Source organism: Rhodothermus profundi, assembly GCF_900142415.1.
GTDB classification, from domain to species: domain Bacteria; phylum Bacteroidota; class Rhodothermia; order Rhodothermales; family Rhodothermaceae; genus Rhodothermus; species Rhodothermus profundi.
Genome location: NZ_FRAU01000001.1, coordinates 259,629 through 280,507, shown reverse-complemented (window position 1 = coordinate 280,507; position 20,879 = coordinate 259,629). Strand labels below are relative to the sequence as shown.

General features: G+C 57.7%; 20 protein-coding genes. 15 read left to right on the top strand and 5 right to left on the bottom strand.

What is annotated here, in order from left to right; genetic code table 11:
- Positions 1–56: 56 nt before the first annotated feature.
- The 5 genes from BUA15_RS01185 to BUA15_RS01165 all read left to right on the top strand — a co-directional run bounded on the left by BUA15_RS01185 (position 57) and on the right by BUA15_RS01165 (position 4,009).
- Complete coding sequence (locus BUA15_RS01185; protein ID WP_245771903.1) at positions 57–1,112, top strand: outer membrane protein assembly factor BamB family protein; 1,056 nt, start codon at positions 57–59, stop codon at positions 1,110–1,112.
- A complete protein-coding gene (locus tag BUA15_RS01180; protein WP_072714076.1) occupies positions 1,090–1,854 on the top strand; it encodes a hypothetical protein in 765 nt (254 codons plus the stop codon). Before BUA15_RS01185 ends, BUA15_RS01180 begins: the two co-directional genes overlap by 23 nt.
- Before the next feature lie 68 nt (positions 1,855–1,922).
- Entirely contained in the window at positions 1,923–2,396 is a 474-nt protein-coding gene (locus BUA15_RS01175) for a GatB/YqeY domain-containing protein (protein ID WP_072714075.1), read from the top strand.
- Entirely contained in the window at positions 2,393–2,938 is a 546-nt protein-coding gene (locus tag BUA15_RS01170; protein WP_072714074.1) for a CvpA family protein, read from the top strand. The genes BUA15_RS01175 and BUA15_RS01170 overlap by 4 nt, the downstream gene beginning before the upstream one ends.
- Positions 2,939–2,947: 9 nt before the next feature.
- Entirely contained in the window at positions 2,948–4,009 is a 1,062-nt protein-coding gene (locus BUA15_RS01165) for a M14 family zinc carboxypeptidase (protein ID WP_245771872.1), read from the top strand.
- On the opposite strand, the gene BUA15_RS01160 is transcribed toward BUA15_RS01165, so the two are convergent.
- Both BUA15_RS01160 and polX read right to left on the bottom strand, forming a co-directional pair.
- Positions 4,002–5,879, bottom strand: a complete 1,878-nt coding sequence (locus tag BUA15_RS01160; protein ID WP_072714072.1) for a penicillin acylase family protein — start codon at positions 5,877–5,879, stop codon at positions 4,002–4,004. The two genes, BUA15_RS01165 and BUA15_RS01160, sit on opposite strands and share 8 nt — an antisense overlap.
- Position 5,880: 1 nt before the next feature.
- Positions 5,881–7,557: a DNA polymerase/3'-5' exonuclease PolX gene (gene polX, locus BUA15_RS01155; RefSeq protein WP_072714071.1), complete on the bottom strand. Its 1,677-nt coding sequence runs from the start codon at positions 7,555–7,557 to the stop codon at positions 5,881–5,883.
- Between the two features lie 125 nt (positions 7,558–7,682).
- On the opposite strand from polX, the gene BUA15_RS01150 reads away from it, so the two are divergent.
- The 7 genes from BUA15_RS01150 to BUA15_RS01120 all read left to right on the top strand — a co-directional run bounded on the left by BUA15_RS01150 (position 7,683) and on the right by BUA15_RS01120 (position 13,008).
- Positions 7,683–9,362 (top strand): S41 family peptidase, encoded by a 1,680-nt coding sequence (locus BUA15_RS01150; RefSeq protein WP_072714070.1) that lies wholly within the window; start codon positions 7,683–7,685, stop codon positions 9,360–9,362.
- A 118-nt stretch (positions 9,363–9,480) separates the two neighbouring features.
- Positions 9,481–10,212 (top strand): MotA/TolQ/ExbB proton channel family protein, encoded by a 732-nt coding sequence (locus tag BUA15_RS01145; protein WP_072714069.1) that lies wholly within the window; start codon positions 9,481–9,483, stop codon positions 10,210–10,212.
- Positions 10,213–10,254: 42 nt separating this feature from the next.
- Positions 10,255–10,530, top strand: a complete 276-nt coding sequence (locus BUA15_RS01140) for a hypothetical protein (RefSeq protein ID WP_072714068.1) — start codon at positions 10,255–10,257, stop codon at positions 10,528–10,530.
- A gap of 15 nt (positions 10,531–10,545) precedes the next feature.
- Positions 10,546–11,100 carry an ExbD/TolR family protein gene (locus BUA15_RS01135; RefSeq protein WP_072714067.1) on the top strand — a complete coding sequence of 185 codons (555 nt, stop codon included), beginning with the start codon at positions 10,546–10,548 and terminating at the stop codon, positions 11,098–11,100.
- 15 nt (positions 11,101–11,115) lie between these two features.
- The gene (locus BUA15_RS01130) at positions 11,116–11,574 is read left to right on the top strand and encodes an ExbD/TolR family protein (RefSeq protein ID WP_072714066.1); all 459 of its coding nucleotides are present in this window, start codon (positions 11,116–11,118) and stop codon (positions 11,572–11,574) included.
- Between the two features lie 71 nt (positions 11,575–11,645).
- On the top strand, positions 11,646–12,071 hold the full coding sequence (locus tag BUA15_RS01125) for a DUF4293 family protein (RefSeq protein WP_072714065.1): 426 nt from the start codon (positions 11,646–11,648) through the stop codon (positions 12,069–12,071).
- Positions 12,072–12,084: 13 nt separating this feature from the next.
- Positions 12,085–13,008 (top strand): DMT family transporter, encoded by a 924-nt coding sequence (locus tag BUA15_RS01120; RefSeq protein ID WP_072714064.1) that lies wholly within the window; start codon positions 12,085–12,087, stop codon positions 13,006–13,008.
- Here BUA15_RS01120 and BUA15_RS01115 read toward each other — a convergent pair.
- Positions 12,986–14,032 carry a glycosyltransferase family 2 protein gene (locus BUA15_RS01115; protein WP_072714063.1) on the bottom strand — a complete coding sequence of 349 codons (1,047 nt, stop codon included), beginning with the start codon at positions 14,030–14,032 and terminating at the stop codon, positions 12,986–12,988. The genes BUA15_RS01120 and BUA15_RS01115 overlap by 23 nt on opposite strands.
- 438 nt (positions 14,033–14,470) lie before the next feature.
- Here BUA15_RS01115 and BUA15_RS01110 point away from each other — a divergent pair, with 438 nt between their 5' ends.
- On the top strand, positions 14,471–14,740 hold the full coding sequence (locus BUA15_RS01110; protein WP_072714569.1) for a UPF0175 family protein: 270 nt from the start codon (positions 14,471–14,473) through the stop codon (positions 14,738–14,740).
- 2 nt (positions 14,741–14,742) lie between these two features.
- The gene (locus tag BUA15_RS01105; RefSeq protein WP_072714061.1) at positions 14,743–15,234 is read left to right on the top strand and encodes a PIN domain-containing protein; all 492 of its coding nucleotides are present in this window, start codon (positions 14,743–14,745) and stop codon (positions 15,232–15,234) included.
- A gap of 848 nt (positions 15,235–16,082) precedes the next feature.
- Here BUA15_RS01105 and BUA15_RS01100 read toward each other — a convergent pair.
- Both BUA15_RS01100 and BUA15_RS01095 read right to left on the bottom strand, forming a co-directional pair.
- On the bottom strand, positions 16,083–18,947 hold the full coding sequence (locus BUA15_RS01100; RefSeq protein ID WP_072714059.1) for an SLBB domain-containing protein: 2,865 nt from the start codon (positions 18,945–18,947) through the stop codon (positions 16,083–16,085).
- A 287-nt stretch (positions 18,948–19,234) separates the two neighbouring features.
- Positions 19,235–20,080 (bottom strand): phosphosulfolactate synthase, encoded by an 846-nt coding sequence (locus BUA15_RS01095; RefSeq protein ID WP_072714058.1) that lies wholly within the window; start codon positions 20,078–20,080, stop codon positions 19,235–19,237.
- Between the two features lie 115 nt (positions 20,081–20,195).
- Here BUA15_RS01095 and thiE point away from each other — a divergent pair, with 115 nt between their 5' ends.
- Positions 20,196–20,858 (top strand): thiamine phosphate synthase, encoded by a 663-nt coding sequence (thiE, locus tag BUA15_RS01090; protein WP_072714056.1) that lies wholly within the window; start codon positions 20,196–20,198, stop codon positions 20,856–20,858.
- Positions 20,859–20,879: the final 21 nt, after the last annotated feature.

Genomic DNA, 20,879 nt, shown 5'->3' with positions numbered 1-20,879 from the left:
GGCTACTGCCAGGGTTGGGCGGGCTGCTTATACTGGGCGGCTGCCGCTCCTTGCAGGTGCCCCCCGGAGCCCTGATGCTGCCCGCTGAGGATCGGTGGGTAGCAGTCCCTCCCCTTATGGTGCATTGGCGGCGCGACATCGAGGCTGCGCCAGCGCAGGCGCTGGTGGCGGGGCGCATCTTGTTGGTTACCAACCGTAAAGGCGAGGTGCGCGCGTTTGAACTGCCGGAAGGCCGTCGGCGCGGCATGCTTGATCTGGGGCGAGATGTGTCAGGAAAACCGGCGCGCAGGGGAGCCCTGCTCCTGGTGCCTGTAGCGCTGGACGACGCTTCAATAGTAGCCTACGATCTATACCGGCGCCGGGTTGTCTGGCGCCGCATGGGTGAAGGGGTCGAGGCCGGACTGGTGCTGACCGATTCGGTCGTATATGTAGCAGAACGGTGGGGAAGGGTGTATGCGCTCCATCTACAGAACGGACGGGAGCACTGGCTGCAAGAGCCTAGCACGACCAGACTGGAAGGCGTGCGAGCGCGTCCTGTAGCAGTTGGTGATTGGCTCGTGGTAGCTGATAAACGGGGGCGTGTCGTAGCCCTGGAAATGCAAACCGGTAGGCCACGCTGGCGGCGCCAGCTCTGGCCCGTTTATGCTGACCTGATAACGGATGGACATCATGTGTTTATATCGACCACGCGTGGGCGGTTGGTGGCCCTGCAGGCAGCATCGGGCGCGGTTGTATGGACCTACGCGTTGCCCGATACGACCGTGCGTTTTACGGCGCCGGTGGTAGCCGGACAGATGGTCTACGTAGCCGGTGGAGACGGCATGGTGCGCGCGCTGGAGCGCACCACGGGCACATTGCGTTGGTCCTGGAGCGGACGTGCCGCCATTGCGGCAACTCCTGTGGCCGATACCGCTGCCGGCGTGCTCTACGTGGGCGACCTGCGCAACCGTCTGGTAGCCCTGGAGCTAACTACTGGACAGTTGCGCTGGGAAACTAATTTGCAGGGAGGGATCCTGGCACTGGAGACATCAGCTTTTGGACTGGTCGTGCTGGCTCGTCCCCGGCACGTATACTTACTGCGCGCGAACCATGACGTGGCTACGCATCCTTAGCCTGATCCTTTCTTTAGGATTGGCAATGGCCGGACAGTCGCAGCCCGTTGTCGTGCTCGACACAAACTGGCCGGTAGCTCGCGTCTATGCCGATTCGGTGGCACTGGGCACGGCCAGCCAGCGCGTTTTCTGGTGGCCTGCCGGTGCGCGTACGCTGCGGCTGACGCCCCCTGAGAGCGACGTCTGGAGCATTCCAGCCCGTCTGGTTTCGATCCCAGATACTGCCACCGATACCCTTCGAATCGCCGTATTCTTTCGCTACCATTACCGAATCGAGTCGATACCCTCGGGGGCGGATATTTTTCTCGGAGCCCCTGAACGCCAGCAGTTGATAGGGCAGACGCCCTTTCTGGGTGCTTTCGATGCGCCACTACGCGACACGCTTTACCTGATCCGGTCGGGCTATGCGCAGGCTACCCTATGGCCTGGTCAGCAGGTGTGGAATCGCCACCGCATATACTTGCGTCCTCTCCAGGATATCCGTGCAGATGTCCAGCCATGGGAGCCGGCTGTGAAGCAGCGACATTGGATCACGTACGCCGCTCTGGGCCTGGCCGTAACGGCTACCGCCATTTCGGTGCACTATAAATTTCAGGCAGACCGGCTCTATGCGCGTTATGAAGAGACAGGAGATCCGGCGTTACGCCCGCGTATTCGCACACTTGACCTTCGAGCTGGGATCGCGTTGGGGGTAGCTCAGCTAGGATTGGCTGTCGTAGCTTTTCGGCTGATCTTTCAATAGAAGTCGCCCAAAAGGAATGGCCAGTGTGTAATTTTAAATCAAACGCTTTGCATACACGGAGACAAGCCATGTCGTTGAAAGAACGCCTGACCGAAGATCTGAAAGCCGCTATGCGAGCGCGCGATGAAGCGCGCCTGCGCACAATCCGAGCATTGCGCGCTGCTCTGATGGAGCGAGAGATTGCCGAACGTAAAGGGGGGAAGGCTACGCTGACGCCCGAGCAGGAGCTGGCTGTGCTTCAGAAAGAAGCGAAACGCCGTCGAGAAGCCATTGAACAGTTTCGGGCGGCTGGCCGGGACGATCTGGTGCAAAAAGAGGCAGAGGAGTTGAAGATCATCGAAGAATATCTCCCGCGCCAGCTCAGCGACGACGAAATTCGCGAGATGCTGGCGGAGATCATTGACGCCGTAGCCGCACGTTCGGTGCGCGACCTGGGACGGGTGATGAAGGAGGCCATGGCGCGCATGCGCGGCCAGGCTGATGGCCGTCGCGTCAGTGAGCTGGCGCGTGAACTGTTGACTCAGCGTGAGGCTGCTTCATGATGGGACTGACCACACTGGACTGGTTCATTCTGGCGCTGATTGGTTGGGGCATGGTGCGGGGGTTCGCAACGGGTGGGGTGCGTCAGATGGCAAGCATTGTGGGATTTGTGCTGGCTGTTGTCGTCGGTATTTCGGCCATGGAGCCTGTAGGTCGGCTGGTGGCAGACAGTCTGGGGCTTTCGCCGCGCGTGGGGCCGCTGATTGGCTTTATGCTGGTGTTTCTGGCGGTGCAGGTGGGCGTATGGCTGGCCATGCAGGCGACAGAGGCGTTGCTGGGGGCGATCAAGCTGTCCGTGCTCAATCGTTTACTGGGAGCGCTGGTGGGAGGAGTAAAGGCCGTGCTGCTGTTGAGTCTGCTGTTTCTGGTGTTGCGCACGTTTGACCTGCCCAGTCCGGATGCGCGTCGTGCATCTCCCCTCTACGCATCGGTAGCCGACGTGTTGCCGGCTGCATGGGACGTTGTCGTAGCCCGTGCTCCGGAAGCACGCAAATTAGTAGAGCGCTTCTCAGGACTGGAGAAAAAGGTAGAGCAAGAGCCGTAGCGTATGGCCATGGCAAGTTGGGCTGATCAATTAGCGACGCTTATTCCTGATGAAGCTACGCCGGTATTTCGGACGCAGGAGATGGTGCGGGCGGCCCTTAAATCGGCCTGCCAGTCCAGCAAGGGTCTGGCTACCTTCTACGAAATTGGACGCAGCGAAGAAGGAAGGCCGCTGGACGCCATTGTGATGGGGCGAGGGCAACAAACGGTGCTGTTGTTGGCGGGAGCGCATGCAGACGAACCCGTGGGGCCGGAGACGTTGCGCTGGCTGGTGATCGAAGGATTGCGACAGGCAGAGCGCTTGCAGTCGTTGCTGGAGCGGTTTCGTTTCGTGATCCTGCCCCATATCAATCCAGATGGCGAGGCGCGCAACCGGTGCTGGACGGAGCGATGGCCATCGCTTGAGGCCTATCTGGCCGGCGTGGTGCGCGAGCTGCCAGGCCGTGATTTAGAGTTTGGCTATCCGGATCTGCGGTCCGAAAACCGAGCTATTGCCGATTTTCTGCGCGCTCATGCTCCCTTTAGCCTTTACATCAACCTGCATAGCATGGGCTTTGCGGAAGGTGCCCTTTTGCTTATCGAACGGCACTGGTCGTTTCGCACGGAGACGTTGCAGCAGGCTTTTGCTGAAGCAGCGCGCGCAGCAGGTCTTGAGCTGCATGATCACAACCGCAAAGGCGAGAAAGGCTTTTTCTACCTGGGACCTGGTTTTATGACCACGCCCGAGGGCGAAGCCATGCGCACGTTCTTTCTGGCGCAGGGGGATCCGGATACGGCAGCGCATTTTCGGATGAGCTCTATGGAGTTCACGCGGAGTCTGGGGGGAGATCCGCTCTGTCTGGTGACGGAGCTCCCGCTATTTGTGGTGCGGCATCGGCCTTCTCCGCCGGGTGTGCCGGTGGCTTATCTGGAGTTTCGGGAGCAATTGCCGGCGCTGCGCCTGCGCGCGCAGAAAGGTGTGTCGCTGGATGAAGCCCGTCGCTTTTTTGGATTGCGTGCACTTCCCCTGCCGATAGCCATGCGGTTACAGTTGCAAACCATAGGTTTTGCGCTGGAGACGGTCGCTACCTGAGGGGGTGGGCTTTGCGGGGCCGGAGGTGAAACGTGCGCAGCGGAGGTGCAAGTTGGAGAGCGGAAGTGGATGGTTGGGTGGAGAGCTGGTAGCGCGCCAGGAATCGGTTCACCCTGGGCCAGAGACGCCGCACATAAAAAGCGGTCGGTTGAGGGAAGCGCATCCATCCTTCCCAGTGCGCCGGAGCTGGTAGTTCCTGCAGGAGTGAAGAGACGCCCCATTGTATCGTGGAGGGGTGTCCTTCGCCAGGAAGCTGGAGTGGTGCGTAGCGGGAAGCCGCAGGCAGGTGAGGCAAATGCGACCAGGCAGGAAAGGCTAGATGCCGGGGGTGCGCACGCTCCCAGCGCCAAAGATTGAGATCGGGACCCAGGCGCAGCGCCAGCATATCAACTGCTTTGCGGAAGGCGGTGTGCAGGCGCTGGGCAGAGGTAGCAGAAAATGCTCTGGAAGATGGCAGGGTACCGGTTTGTTGCTGATATTGATGCAGCCAGTAGTCAAAGATGGTAGCCCCAATGCTGGCTGCATCGTAGGAAGCGTTCCAGTTACGCAGCAGCGTATAGGCTTCTCGGGTCAGCGTATCGGTAAAGGTCATGGTATCAAGGACAGGAAGAAGGGTAGCTAATTGCTGCTGCGCCCAGAGGCTGACGGTATCATTCAGAGGTGTCGGGTGCGGGGGCAGAGTGCGGAGGCGTTGAGCGATCCAGCGATGCCAGTCGGTCTGACCGATCAGAATGCCATCGGTAAGGGATTCAACAACAGAAGGTTGCCCCAGGAGGTGCCACTGGCCGTTTGCGGTCAGCAATAGACCGTGGCCTGCAAAAAGGTGAAAGGACGCTGTCGTGTCGGAGAGCAGCGCCAGCCAGGCGGGCAGATCGGTAACAGGAGTGAGTCCGGTCCATCGGAGCAGGCGTACGGTGTCGGGGGCAAGTTCCGTAATGACCAGAGCGTCGCCGTCCAGTTGGCGATGCAGCAGCCGTTCGTCACCGCCGGGCAGCCGAAAGCGAGCAAGGACGGACCGTAGCGCCAGAGCAGTTCGCGCTTGAACCTCCAGGGTAGCCGGACGGGCGGTAGGCAGTAGATACCAGGCCTGGTGGCGGGTTTGTCCGGCTAAAAAAATTAAGGTGCCTGGGATGGTTACAAGGCGGAGGGTATCATGCGGCAAAGCGATCAGAACTTCTTGAAAAAAAGGAAGCGCTAAGTCGCCATAGACGTAACGCATGGTAAGCTGCAAGGAACTGTCGGGCAGGAGGCGTGTCCAGGCCATGCTGTGTTGAAAGCCGTGCAAGTGGAGCCAGGATTGAAGGGCTGAAAGTACAGGCAGCGCAGTTTTAAGGGCGTCTGGTAGCATTAAGAGCGCCATTAATCGTTCAATGGCCAGGCTATGCCAGGGCAGCCAGGGCTCCGCGGTGATCCCCAGCAATACCAGTTCGTCGCGCAGGCGAACCGCTCGTTCTTGCAACGCAGTCTGTAAGCCATGAGCATAGGCTTTGAGATAAGCTTGCGCGTTGCGCGACAGCCGCTCATAAGCGCGCTGGGCCTGGTGAGGAAGCAGCAGCGCATGTATCAGGCTGTCGAGAGGAACCAGCGGGGGGCCGAACCATTCCGCCTGGCGCCCCAGCGCTGCCTGGCGCCAGAGTAACAGAGGCCAGCTATGCCAGCGGCCATGAACATATCCCAGCGCCGCCAGCGCGTCCTTCAAGGTCGCTGCCTGGATGGTGATTAGATGGTCGGGGAGTTCCTGAATCGTAACTGGTGTTTGAAGACCGGCTACCGCACGCTGAAACGTCTGCTTCCGTACCCCGGCGAAGAAATACCGGTAGCTGACAAAGACAAGCAGCACCAGCGCAGTTAGCAGTAGCAAGCGCTTCATATCAGGTGCGGGGACGACGTTGTTGGAACCAGGCGATCAGCTCGTCCAGTTCGCGCGTGTTCAGGCAGGCATCGGGCGTCAACCAGCCCTTGCGGGCCATAGCAACGCCCCATCGCACATAGTCCAGTTCTTCGATGGCATGGGCGTCCGGGTTGATTACGATGGGGACACCGGCCGCAGTGGCCATACGAATGCGCCGCCAGTCGATATCAAGCCGCTGGGGGTTGGCGTTGAGTTCAATAGCTACCTGGTACGTGGCGCAGGCATCAATTATACGGGACCAGTCCAGGGGGTAGCCTTCTCGCCGAAGGAGCAGGCGGCCGGTCGGGTGTCCCAGTATGGTGACGTGCGGATTGCGCAGGGCGCGCAGGATACGTTCGGTGGCCGTTTTTTCGTCCATGTCCAGCCGGGTATGCACGCTAGCTACCACATAATCGAAGCCTGCCAATACCTCGTCGGGATAGTCCAGCGTTCCGTCGGGCAAAATGTCGCATTCGGTGCCGCTGAGAATGCGGAAGTTGCGCGCCGCCAGTGCTTCATTTAACGCGCGAATTTCTTGTTGCTGGCGATGCACTTCAGTAATGGAGAGACCACGGGCAATGGTAAGCGACTGGCTGTGGTCTCCAATGCCAAAGTAATGATAGCCTCGATGGTAGGCGGCTTCGGCCATTTCCCGGAGGGTGTGGCGACCATCGCTGTACGTGGAGTGGTTATGGAGCACACCCTGGAGGTCGCGCTGGGTGATTAAGGAAGGCAGGGCGTTGTGTGCAGCCGCCTCCAGTTCGCCCTGGTTTTCACGCAGTTCGGGCGGAATAAATGGCAGGCCAGCTTGCTCATAGACAGCTGTTTCCTCGGAACATGGGGTGGGTGGGCCATACGCTTGCACAAATGCCTGGCAGTGGGCCGCTGAACCAGTATACCACCAGAGGGTGGTGCCAAAAGCATCCGGAGTAGTTAGAATCAAGCGGATAGGGAATCCGTCTGGCAGCGTGCCTTCCAGGAGCGTTTCGCCGTGCGGTCCGGTCCGTTGATGCGGAAGGGCAAAGACCTGCTGCACCGCTTCCAGAGGGCCGGCTACTACCAGTTCGATACAGTCCACTACTTCATGCAGGCGTCGGATCGCGCCAGCTTGTTCAGCGCGTTGCACGCCTGGGTGCTGGCGCAGGCGCGTCAGGAGCTCATCAGCGATGGGAGACACCTGCGCCAGCAGCCGCAGGGTGCGATAGTGGCGGCGCAGGGTCAGTTCGCGTAACAGCCGTTCGCGCAGGCGAGGCCCGAAGCCTTTGAGTTGATTGAGCCGCCCCTCGCGTAAGGCCGCTTCCAGCTCATCGAGCGAGGTAATGCCCAGTAGCTGCCAGAGTTGCCGTACGCGTTGGGGACCAAGACCTTTCAGGGTCAGAAGCTCCAGGAGGCCCGGGGGCAATTCCTGTCGAAGACGCTCCAAAACTTCCGAGGAGCCTCGTTCAACCAGTTCCTGAATCTGAGCGGCCAGGCCTCGGCCGATGCCGGGAATCTCGGTGAGGGTGCCCCGGCGCACTCGTTCGGCAACCGAATCTTCCAGTTGTTCAATCGCTTCGGCAGCCTGCTCATACGCCCGAATGCGAAACGGATTTTCACCGCGCAGTTCCAGCAGCCGTGCCGTTTCACGGAGCAGGCGAGCTACTTCGTGGTTTTCCATAGGTACACAACGCTTGTGCGCACAAATTACGGTTGTGTTTGAGAAAAGAAAAACCGGATCCTCAGCTCCGAAGGTGGGGTAAGATCATCTGTGTTCAAAAACTTCCCGGGCGCTACGGCAAATCTATGCGTCGGTTTCTGCCCTATGGTCTGGCGCTGCTACTGGGGGGAGTGGCGCTGGGGTTTCAGATGGGGGCGGTCTTTTCAAGCAATCCGGCCCGTCGTGCGTTCCATAAGTTGCAGGAAGTCTTTCTGATCGTGCAGCAACGCTACGTGGACCCTGTCGATTCCGCTCGATTGACAGAGCGTGCCATCAGAGGAATGCTTTCGCGACTGGATCCGCACTCTGTCTACCTTTCGGCGGCCGAGATGCGCCGCATGCAGGAGAGCTTCGACGGATCCTTTGAAGGGATCGGTATCACGTATGAGTTACTGCCTGGGCCAGACGGCCAGGATACCATAGCCGTCCAGAGCGTGATTCCGGGAGGTCCCAGTGATCAAGCGGGATTATTGGCCGGAGATCGGATTGTGGCCATTAATGACGCCAGCGCGATAGGCTTTACGCATGAACAGGTGCAGCGCACGCTTAAGGGGCCGCGGGGGACGCAGGTTCGCGTAACGGTGCGGCGCCCGGGCGTGCCAGAACCTCTGGAGTTTACAATCACGCGCGACCGCATTCCGCTCCATACAGTTGACGCCGCCTATATGCTTGACGAGCAAACCGGCTATCTTAAAATCAATCGGTTTGCTCGCACGACGCACCGGGAGGTTGTGCAGGCGTTGCGTCGCTTGAGACAGCAGGGAATGGAGCGATTGGTGCTCGACTTGCGCAACAACAGTGGAGGGTATCTGGAGGTGGCCGTTCAGGTGGCCGACGAGTTGCTGGGGGATGATCAGCTCATTGTATGTCAGAAAGGACGACGTCCTGAGTATCAAGCAAGCTGGCGTGCTCGTCCCGGTGGGCTGTTTGAAACTGGTCCGCTTATCGTGTTGGTCAATGAGCGCACGGCTTCGGCCAGTGAGATTGTGGCGGGGGCGTTGCAGGATCATGACCGGGCCTTGCTGGTGGGACGGCGCACCTTTGGCAAAGGGCTTGTGCAGCAACAGATTTATCTTCCTGATGGCAGTGCGTTGCGGCTGACCGTCGCGCGCTTCTATACGCCTTCGGGGCGGCTGATTCAGACTCCTTATCGGGGAAGCCGCCAGGATTATTATGCAGCCCATTGGCGGCGTGCTGCTCAGGATGTAACGCGAAGTGTTGAGGAGATCCTTGCTGAAGTGCCTGATTCGCTTCGCTACTACACCGATGGGGGGCGTGTTGTTTTGGGCGGAGGGGGCATTTTGCCAGACTATCTGGTTCCGCCCGATACGCTTTCGCCGCTCGTGCAGGCCGTGCTGCGGCGGAACCTCGACCAGCGCTTTATCTGGCGCTGGTTTGATCGGTACGGGGCGCAGCTACGGCAACGATGGGCGCGTCAGGAAGAAACTTTTGTGAAAGTTTATCAACCGGGGTCGGCTATGCGGCGGGATTTTTACAATTTTTTGGAGGAAAACGGTTTTCAGTTCGGGGGTGCTCGAGATGAGCCGGCGGCGTTGCGTTTTACAGAGGAGCGGTGGCAGACCGACTGGAAGGTGCTGCGCACGCTGCTGAAGGCGCAGTTGGCGGTGCGCTTGTTTGGACCGCGGGCGCGTTACCCGGTGTATCACGCGATAGATACTACGCTGAGAGAGGCGCAGCGTTTGTGGGAGCAGGCTGCTGCGCTGGATCAGCGCTACAAAGAGCGTCTACGTTTGCTTCGGGATTGACTCTGCGAAAGAAATTCGGTAATATGGCTCGCATCCAATGCTGGCCCTGTTGGGGGCAGGCAATGTTTGCAAAACGAGGGTGTAATCGTACAAACGAGAACCAAGGAGGAAACCGTCCATGGAACTGCTGAGCCTGCTGCTGATGCTGCCTCAGGCCGTCGCCGGAGAAGAAGGATTCATTAACGTGCTGGTCCAGCGCTTCAATGAAGGCGGCGACTTCATGTGGCCGGTCTTGGTTTCCCTGATTATCGGTCTGGCGATTGCTTTTGAGCGAATCATTACCCTGAACCTGGCCGATATCAACACGCGCAAGTTCATCTTACAGGTAAAGAAGGCGCTGGAAGAAGGCGGCATTCAGGCGGCTGAAGAGGTTTGTGCAAAGACGCGGGGACCAGTTGCTTCGGTATTTCAGGCCGGTCTGTTGCGGGCTGACGAAGGAATTGAGGCTGTTGAAAAGGCCATTGTGTCGTACGGCTCCATTGAAATGAGCTTTCTGGAGCGCGGGCTGGTCTGGCTGTCGCTGTTTATCTCACTGGCTCCAATGTTTGGTTTCCTTGGCACGGTAGTGGGCATGGTGCAGGCATTTGATGCCATCGAACAGGCCGGTGACATCTCGCCCAGCCTGGTGGCCGGAGGTATCAAGGTGGCGCTGCTGACGACCGTTTTCGGTCTGATTACGGCGATCATTCTGCAGTTCTTCTACAACTATGCGGTTTCGAAAATTGACCGCATTGTAGTGGATATGGAAGAGGCGTCGATTGAGTTGATTGACTCGCTCGTGTTGATGCAGGCCGGGCGTCCGCTAACGGCGGCTTCCGAGGAGAAAGCGGAGGCTCCTAAACAGTCCTGAGTATACCTGGAACTTTCTTGAAGAAAAAGCGAACGTGCAGCAATGGAGAACATTGTTCCGCTGGCCATCTGGGCAGCCCTGATTCTGATGGGGCTGGGGCTTGTGGCGCAGGTAATCTTTGGCCTGCGCAACCTGACCTATGGTAAGATCAGCCCTGTTTCCATGCTGATCGTTGTGCTCCCGGGGCTGCTTATGGTGGTGCTAGGGTTTACCACTGGAAGCTGGGCTGAAGCCGGAGTGACCACCGTACTGGTGATGTTCGCACTTACTGCAGTGGCCCTGCTGCTTTCAGGGTTGCGTAACATGTTTACCTTCTAAACGGGGCATACGGTCATGGCCGGGCTGCTGAAGAAGAAAAAGCGCCAGGAAGCAGAGATCCCTACGGCTTCCATGGCGGATATTGCATTCCTGCTATTGATCTTCTTCCTGGTAACTACGACAATTGATGTAGATACGGGCATTGGGATGACCTTGCCGCCCAAGCTGGAGGAGGATCAGGAACCCCCTCCGGTGCGGGAGCGCAACATGCTCAAGATTCTGGTTAATGCGCAGGGGCAGGTGCTGATTGAAGATCAGCCCGCTTCGATTCACCAGATTCGTGAGGAGGTTAAAAAGCACATAACCAATAACGGCGTCGATCCTAACTACGCCGAAAGCCCACAGAAAGCGGTCGTTTCTATCAAGACCGACTGCGAGACTTCCTATAACACCTATATCCAGGTGCTCGACGAGGTCTGGATGGCCTATTTTGAGCTCTGGAATGCAGAGGCTCGGAAACTGGGCTATCCGAACTACAATGCGTATCGAGCTACGCTGGGACCAGACGACGAAAACCAGATTCGCAAAATCATCCCGGCTCAGATTTCGGTAGCAGAACCGGACTGTTAAGCATCCCCCTGAACAATGGCTTCGCAGCACTTTAAAAAGAAGGCAGAAACGAAGCAGACGATTCCAACGGCTTCGCTCCCGGACATTATCTTCATGCTGTTGATCTTCTTTATGGTCAGTACGGTGTTGCGGGAGACGACCGTGCAGGTGCGGACGCTCCTGCCACGGGCCGAAGCGCTGACCAAGATTGACCAGAAACGTCTGCTTACCTATGTCTACATTGGCCCTCGAAAGCTGCCCGATGGCCGGCTGGGTGAAACGAGGGTTCAGATCGATGACGCGCTGATCGACGATCTTACGTTGATTCGTACCATCATGTACAATAAGCTGCTGGAGCAGCCCAAACTAATCGTATCGCTGCGTATTGACCAGGATGCCAAGATGAAACTGGTCTACGACGTGCAGCAGGAACTGCGAGAAGCACAGACGCTGCGCATTAACTATTCAGCACGGCCGGAAGCTCCAGCATCGTAACGCCACTTTCGGAAACGATAACCAGTCAAAGGCCCTGCCTCGGCGGGGCTTTTCTATGCAGCAGCACAACCATGATTCAGCGCATACAGTCGCTCTACCTGTTGCTGGCAGGGCTGGCGCTACTCGGATTAGGACTGGCACCGGGCCCCTGGCAATTGCTGGAAACAGCCCCCTATGCCTGGATCGGACCGCTAGCGCGGGGTTTGGCGGTGGTGCTGGCGGTAGCGTCAGGGGTGCTCATCTTTCAGTACCGTCAGCTTGAACGCCAGCGCATGCTGGTCGTTTTCGAGCAGGTGGGGGTACTGCTATTTGCCTTGCTGTACCTAGGAGGGCTGTATCTGGGAGGCAGTCTGGGAGTGCGCACCGCCGATGGTATTCTATGGGATCGCGTGCTGTGGATCGGGCTGCCTGTGCTGGCCTATCTGTTGCTCTGGTTGGCTCGCCGAGGAATCGAACGGGACATTGCGCTGATCCGGTCCATGGATCGGCTGCGCTGAGATGCAACGCCGCATGACCCGCCGACATATCCCCTTTCGGGTTTATCCCATTCTGGCCCTAGGGCTGCTCAGCTTTTCGGCCAGTCCAATTCTGGTGCGGTGGGCCGGCGAAGAGGCGTCCGGATTGGCGATAGCCGTCTGGCGCACCCTGCTGGCCATTGTCATGCTGGCGCCGTTTGCTCTTCCCAAACTGCGCGCTAACCGTCTTTCCAAACGAGAAGCCGGACTTACAGTATTGGCCGGCCTCTTCCTCGGTCTGCACTTTGTCGTGTGGATTCTCTCGCTTTTTTACACCTCGGTAGCCAGTGCGTCGGTGCTGGTTTGCCTGAGCCCGGTCTTTTTAGCGGCGCTGGGATTCTGGCTACTAGGAGAACGGCTCGCGCTTCCTGTCGTAGCGGCGATAGGCCTGGCCGTGGTGGGCGCAGCGCTAATCGGCTGGGGAGATCAGGCAGGACAGGAATCCGGCGCGCAGCCTCTCCTGGGCAATGCCCTGGCACTTGGCGGCGCGCTGCTGGTCAGTTTATATCTGCTTATCGGCCGGGTGGTCCGGCAGCGAACTTCGTGGCTGGCTTATGTCTTCCCTTTATACCTGGCTGCAGCGTTAACGGCGCTTGTGCCGGCGTTGCTGTTAGAAGTCCCCCTCTGGGGCTACAGTCTGCGCTTCTATGCACTCTGTGGGCTGATGGCACTGGGACCCCAGATTCTGGGGCATGGCTCTTTTAACTACAGCGTAAAGTACATTCCGGCTGCCTGGCTGGGGTTACTTTCATTGCTGGAACCAGTTGGGGCATCGCTGCTGGCTTATTTACTGTTTGACGAGGTGCCTCCAGGTCTGTCGGTTGTCGGCATGGTGCTGGTGCTGGTAGCCGTGGCGTTTGCTGTGCAGTATGAGCAATGGGCGGCAAAGCGGCACCTTACCGCTTCTTCCACGGCTTGAGGAAACGGTGGGCAGGCAGTTCGTGAAAGCGCCGTCGCCGCCGTAGGAAGTAGTCAAGTGCAACGCTGCCTCGGTAAGGAGGAAGGACGACAGGTGCTCCGTCCAGAGGACGCTGCGCTTCATAGAGATGACGCATGCGATGTGCATCCCGATAGGCACGCATAACAGCGGCCGCGTCTCGCCAGCGACCCAGTAGTACAAAGCGCATCAAGGCCAATGCATCAAGAAGAATGCGGGCGGGAAACGTACGGCGCCACTCCGCAGGAGGTAGGTTCTTGTAGAGGAGCAGTAGGCTATTTCGAAAATTATAGTAGGTCTTTCGAGGATCATGAGGGGGAAGCGAGCTGCCCCCCAGGTGGTAGACCACGCTTTCGGGGACCAGTTCGATGCGGTAACCTGCCCGCTGCAAGCGCCAGCACAGGTCGATTTCCTCCATGTGGAGCACGAAGTGTTCGTCGAGCAAGCCCACGCGGCTCAGCGCCTCCCGTCGAAGCATGATGGCTGCGCCGGTGGCCCAGAAAATAGGGCCGGGATCGTCATACTGGCCTTCGTCTGGTTCCACTGTGTCAAAGAGTCGACCCCGCGTGAAGGGGTAGCCGAAGCGATCCAGAAAGCCACCGGCCGCGCCGGCATACTCGAAATGCGTCCGTCGGTGGTATTGGCGAAGTTTGGGCTGCACAGCGCCAATGGTTGGATCAGTCTCCATCCGGCGCACCAGGGGCCAGAGCCAGTCGGGGGGGACTTCTACATCGTTATTAAGCAGCACGATATACTGACCATGAGCGTGGGGTATGGCTGCATTATTGCCGCGACAAAAAGCCCAGTTTTCAGGATGACGGACGATTCGAACCGATGGAAAAGCGGATGCCACCCATTCGGCCGATCCGTCGGTAGAACCGTTGTCGGCCAGAATAATCTCCAGCGCAGGATAATTGGTCGCTACTACCGAAGGAAGGCACTGCTCCAGCAGATGCCGTGCGTTCCAGGAAACAATAATGACCGAAACAACAGGAGCCGATGGCATAACCCATACGTCGTTGCTTCTACCGGCCCCTTATACCGGCGTTTAGGGCGCAGGTTGTCGGTCTGAAATAGCCGTGCCAGGTGGGAACGTGCAGCAATAAAAGCAGCGCGGCAACTGCAGCAGGCACCCCGGAGACGCTTTTTCTCTACGGGCTTTTTCGGCCGAGGCTTTTCTACAGGCAACGCGCTGCCCGCACCAGCCTTCCTGCAACTTTTGGATAGTGTTCCGGCGCAGAGAAAGCTGGAATTCCTGCAGACTCTTCTTGCAGGAGGATACGGGTTACCCGTGCATTACACTGCATAGCGCCTTATTCCCTGGCCGTTTCTCTTGGGCTTCTCTTCTGGGGAAAGCGACGCCAAACTGCTGATTTTCAGCGCAGAACGAAAACGTCGTAAATCGGTACAAACCCTGCAAGTAATGACAAAGCACTTAACGATCATGGGGGTTGAAGTCGTATTTCCTCTAGAACTGCTGGTTGCGCTGAAAGAAGATCGCGAAGCCTTTCAGAAGAAAGTGCTGATCTATACGCTGGGCAAGTTATATGAAGAAGGAAAGATATCTGGGGGATTGGGGGCTCAGATTCTTGGATGTGACCGATGGGAATTTTACCGATTACTTTCTACACATGGCTTTTCTGTTATCGATTATCCCGAAGAAGAACTGGAACGTGAGTCCAGCTCTCAGAAAAGAGACCAGAATATTTCTTAGGCATGCGGGTTATAGTCAATAGTACACCTCTCATTGCCCTTTCATTAACAAACCATCTTGAACTATTACAAATCCTTTATGACGAAATAATAGTTCCTACTTCAGTTTATCGAGAGATTGTGATGCAGGGTCGTGGACGTCCTGGTTCCGATGCGGTGGCCCGCGCTGCCTGGCTGCAGGTCCGCGAACCGAAGGCCAAGACTCCATGGCCGCCTATTCTGCTAGGCCTGGATCAGGGTGAAATAGAGGTGCTTCTGCTTGCGCAGGAATTGCAGGCTGACTGGGTATTGATTGATGAAAGACTGGGACGGAAGACGGCTGAGGCGCTTGGGCTGCGGGTCAAGGGAACGCTCGGCGTACTGTTGGCGGCATATCGCGGCCGTCTCCTTTCAAAACAAGAAGCGGAACAGGCCGTCCAGACGCTCATGCACCATTCGATTCGTGTTAGCTCACGGCTAATTCAGTGGTTTAAAGAACAGCTTACCGAGGAGTGACTTCTTTCGGGGGCGTCCTATATGAATCGCAGGCGGCAGCCCGATAGGCGGTCTCAAAGGCCGAATCGGTCTTTCGGGGGCGTCCTATATGAATCGCAGGGCTTGCCCGTTGTTTAACCTGCTTTTTCCTCCCGACAAATCCGCATCAAGAGGAGGCCTGACTGACCACTGTTTCCTTCTAAATGTTTTCACGCTGGTAGAGCGTTTATCCTGTTTTGCCGGGAAAAGAGGCTTTTTCGGCCGAGGCTTTTCTACAGGCAACACGCTACCCGCACCAGTCTTCCTGCTGCCTCCAGGTGGCGCCTGGGCAAAGGAAAAACCAGATTTTTTACGAAGCTCTTGCTGGCAGAAGGGCGCGGCCAAAAGGTACCGGGGAATTTCTCTGCGCGGGGAGCGTCTGCGCTCTTCTGAGCGAGGCCTCCGCTACAGCCGCTTTGTCTGAAAACACGTTTTCTAGACCCTGGAAAAAAGCCTCGCGTTGATCTCCAGCAATCCCTGCTGCAGCGGTACCACGTCTGGTTCTGTCTTGCGCTTAGGCCAGCGTTGGCAGCTTTGCCTGCGTGCTGTCGGCGGGTGCTCTCACGCTAGAGCTACTCTTCATTTACTCGGAGACACAAGATTCTGGTTCTTCTGAGCAACGACCAAGGGAAGAACTGTCCCATGCTACCCAGACGATTGACAGGATATCCAGAGACATTGGTGCTTGTCGGTACAGCACGCTCTGGCGTTTTTATGCTATTTAAAGCCTGGCAAACAGCCTGGAAACGTTACGCTGCGTTAACCCACCCCGTGCTGCTTTCGCAACAGGGACTCGGCGCCATTCTGGCAGCAGGGAATGCGAAAGAATGCTACAGGCGCCGGGCAAGGGCAATAATCGTAAGTGTACTGGCAGCGATTGAAGCAATGTCAGTTAGCGTTTTGCCGATGTCAAACGTCACCTGGCGTTTTTCTTCGGGCGGTTTGCGTACGACTTCAATAATGGCCCCCTCGTCGACCACTGGATCGCGTTGGAACCACCCCTTCAGTCCCAGATAGACGGGATATGTACCGCCATCGGCCTGGGTAACTAAAATGACTTTCGAGTCTTCGTCCAGTCCTCCGGCTCGCTCGATATAGTAGCCTACTCGTCGACCAGGCACGTACTTCACCAGTCCGGGTCGCCGCACATTTCCGCGTACGACCACGGTGCCGGGTTTAGGCGGCACGCGAATTTCGTCCCCGGGTAGCAGGATAACATTATGACGGGGATCACGCCGAATGGCGCGTTCCATATCGATCACAACGGGCAGCCCGCCCCGAATCAACCGAGCGCCTTTCAGATATCCGGTAGGACGAACGCCGCCTGCTCGTTCCAGCACGTCGGCCAGCGTTTCGTTCTCATGCAAGATGGTGTACGTCCCGGGGTACCATACTTCACCCCAGACGGTTACGGTCTGCTGCGGTCGAAAGGCCGGATTACTCCGGATATAGACACGGTCGCGGTGCTGAAGCCGGAACGTTCGAGCTCCGCGGAGCGCTCGGGTCGTGTCGTCCAGGGCAAAAGAAACGGCTTCTACGTCGTCAAGGTCTTCTGCCATGGGCACCTGAATCTGCACGGCAAGCAGATCAAACTGCTCTGGATCCGCTCCTTTGGGCAGGCGTGTTACCTCGGCCCAGTCCAGAAGGGCATCTTCTGTAAAGCCTCCGGCCTGCAGGATCAGGTCTTCCAGGGTCATGTTTTCCTGCAGGCGGTAGCGGCCTGGGTTTTTAACGGCGCCGCTGATGGTGACAAACTTTTCTCGAATCTCCTGCACATCGACCGGATAGATGCGGATGCGGTCGCCTGGCTGCAGAAGGGCTTGTCCGGCTCCTTCGTTGCGAAGTGCTTCAGCGAGATTGAAGGGGATGATAATCTCTTTGGTACCGTGTTCGACCCTTCGGATCAGGTCAGCTCGTTCCAGATAGACCTCCTTACGAAATTCCTTATCAAAGAGCCCGCCGCCCAGAAAGAGCAGGTCGTAGACCGTCATGCTGTCGCGCCAGGCATAGGTTCCGGGATTGCGTACCTTGCCGGTGATTTCGACGGTGCGTGGTGCGTTCAGCTCCAACTCTGAATAGACCCGGATGCGATCGCCTGGTTGGAGCATGAGGTTGTGTTCGGGGTCTCCTAACAGGACGCGCGCCAGGTCAAGCGTGCGCATCATTTCGATAAGCGCCAGCGTGTCGGCGGTGTGCGTTATGACCTCCTGGCTTAGATCGCTGCGAAATACAGAGGGGGGGCGTTCGGCAGGGTTCTGTTTGAACCGCACCAGTTGCACGCGACCTTCATAGACGTCGCTCGTTACACCGCCGGCCCGCGTAATCAGGTCACGAATGGTACGTACCTGGTTGGTGATTTCATAGAGGCCAGGATGCACGACTGCGCCGCTGATATAGACACCGTTGCGGCTTACGTCCAGCACCGAGAGTACTTCTACATGGTCTCCATCGTAGAGGGGCACCTGGCGCGATCCGTCTAGCACACCGTTGAGCGGTACGGTGATCACTTCGCGCACGATAGAGGGATCCTGGCGCTGGTCGAAGGGAATGATGCGTTCGATCCGGGCGTACTGGGTGAATGCTTCGGGTTTAAGGCCCGCCGCAAACTGAATAAGCTCGCGCAGCCCTTCCTTTTCTTTGAGCTCATAAATGGCTGGTCGGCGCACGGCGCCCCGGATGGCTACGGTCTTGCCGCGTGGTGGTACAAAAAGCTGGTCATTGTTCTGCAGCCGCACGTCGTCGCGTCCTTCGCCGCGCAGCAGATAGTCGTAGAGGTCCACCCGGGCCAGCACGCGGCCATTGCGCACCACCCGCACGTCGCGCAGCGAACCGCTAATTTTGGGGCCGCCCACGGCATAGAGGGCCTGAAAGACCGTAGACTGGCTGGCGATTACGTAGCCGCCAGGCTGCTTCACCTCGCCTAAGGCATAGATATAGACTGGTTGGAGACGGGTGACAGTCAGATCCATGAAGACAGTGGGCGGATCTTCCAGCAAGCCAGCATAGCTGCGGGCCAGCCAGCGTTTGAGTTCGTCCCGAAGCACTTCGAGGCGTTTACCGGCTACGGTGAACTGCCCTACGTTGGGCACAAAAATGCGCCCTTCGCGATCAACCGTCAGGTCGTAGGCAAACTCGGTGGCGCCCCAGACGATGAGGCGTAGCTCGTCGCCGGGTCCGACCAGATACTGATCATCGACTGGACCGAACGGACTGGGCTTGAAGGCGTCCGGAATGTTTTCAAAAACATCGTATCCAAAGTATGGAAGGCGGTCGGTGGGAGCCTCCGGGCGTTGCTGGAGTGTGTCGCGTTGCAGGCGCAGCGTATCAATCAATGGCCGCAACGTGTCGGCCAGCGCCAGCGTGTCCTGAAAGCTAACGGGATAGACGCCCGGGGTCAGAATGCGAGGGAGTTGCTGCGTCTCTTCCTGCTGCACGGCCTCGAGCATGGCCTGGATATGACTTTCAGGAATGCCCAGTTCGCGGGCGCGTTGCACGGCCTGCTCGGGATCAGACAGGTCGATGCCCAGCCGTTCGGCTTCGCGGCGGGCTTCTTCGAGCGTCATGCCGCGCCGCCGAAGCTCTTCCTGGACGGATTGAGGGATCTCCTGGGCAAGGGCAGCAACAGTGGATAACCACAAGCCAACCCACAGGGCTGCTCCGGCAAACAGCAGCCAACGCTGACATTTTTGACGCATAGTACCCGCTACGGCTCGCTGGATAGGGACGCTCACAGTTTGTTTCGGATGGTTCGCACACAGCCTGACAAGATACGGACCACAATGCACGTGGCAGCCGCTGGTATGGCCCAAAGATACAAATTCAAATTGGACCCATGTGCCACTTCATCAAAATCCTGCACAATACCTTTGGACTTCGGAAAAACGCGCAGTTCAGCAGGCACAATTTGCCGCAACCCAACGGCTTTTGTTAGAGAGCAGGCAGTCTACGGTCTGGCAGGTTGATCTTTGTCCAGGAGCGCGTTTCATCCGCTGAATGTATGGACGCGTCCAAAGAGGTCCTGGGTGCCCCAGATACCACTGCGGAGACATTCCAGTTGGACGATCTGGCTGTGATCTATGAAAAGATTTACGTCCGGTCCATAGTTTTTAATATACCAGGCAAACACGCGGGGATCGGCAGCTTCGAACATAAGCTTTTCCAGTCCCAGCTCGTTAACAAAGCGGGCTACTACGTCTGTTCGCCAGCTTGTAACATTCTCCGTAATGCCTTCTGACTCGACCATGATCATATAGGCACCCGCCTCTAGAAAACGCCGGGCCAGTTGAATGGCCCAGGCTGGATCCTGGATACCTTCGGCTTCTAACAGTTCAGTAGGCGTGTCACCGCCGGCGCCAAATTGAATGCCTACTTCGGGTTTGGCTTTCAGTCCGGCTTTCTGCACAGCTTCTATCAGGCGCAGCCAATCGTCAACTGGAATCGTAATGAACCCGGTCGAAATCTCAATGATATCGAATCCCAGGTCTTTGCATTCTTGAATGTAGCGATGGACAGCTTCTGGTCCCTGGGTTATAATGTATTCGATAAAGCCTCCGGTTGAGACGAGCACGTCATGTTGATGGCATAAGTCAATAATCTTCTGAAGCACATTGCGGGGCATCAGTGTAAACGAGCCACCGGCGAACTTGAGGGAATCGATATAGGCGCCCATTGTCTCAAGCACATCCTGTAAATAGTTGGGGCCCATTACAGAATAATACGGGCCGCGAATTTCTGTCAGGCCTCGGGTGCGTGGCTTGGAGCCGCGTTCATTCAGGCGTAGGAATTGAAAGGCACGTTTCTGGTTCAGGGCCTGGTGTTCCCGTCGCATGGCTGATTCGGGTTGGATAGTGGAGCGGAAGCTGCAACGAAATCTTGTTTGCAAGTTAGAAAGTAAGGTATGCTTGTGTTTCGGTAGGGGGTGAACATAACCAGAACGTTGCGTTATGGAGAAGAAGACCATCGGTCGGTTGCACGTGCTCACCGACTTTTATTTCCAGCAGCGCTATGGTCATGCGGAGTTGGCGCAACAGGTGATTGCTGGTGGAGCCGATACGGTACAGTTTCGTCAGAAGTTTGGGGGCATCCGGCACAAGCTCTACGAAGCGCGGCGCACGGCCGCGGTGTGTCGTGCAGCCGGGGTGCCGCTGATTATTGACGATCACCTGGATATTGCGCTGGCTGTGGGAGCGGATGGCGTTCATCTGGGGCAAGAAGATTTTCCGGTTGATGAAGCCCGACGTATTCTGGGACCGGACTTTATCATTGGGGCGACAGCCACCACGGTTGAGCAGGCTGTAGCCGCCTGGCAGGCAGGTGCCGATTACATTGGGTTTGGGCCGGTTTTTCCCACAACCTCGAAAGCCAATCCGGCTTCGGTCAAGGGCATTGAGGGGCTTCGGGCGGTTTGCGAAGCGGTTCCTATCCCCGTCATTGCGATTGCGGGTATCACGGTGCAGCGCGTGCGGGCGGTGTTGGAGGCAGGAGCTTATGGTGTGGCCGTGATGACAGCAATTACAACCGCTCCGGATCCGCAGGCGGCAACAGCTCAATTTCGTCTGGAGATTGAGTCGGTGCGGCGTGCCTTGTCCGAGGTGCGCCGAACATGAATGGCCCTCAGGCGTTAAGGA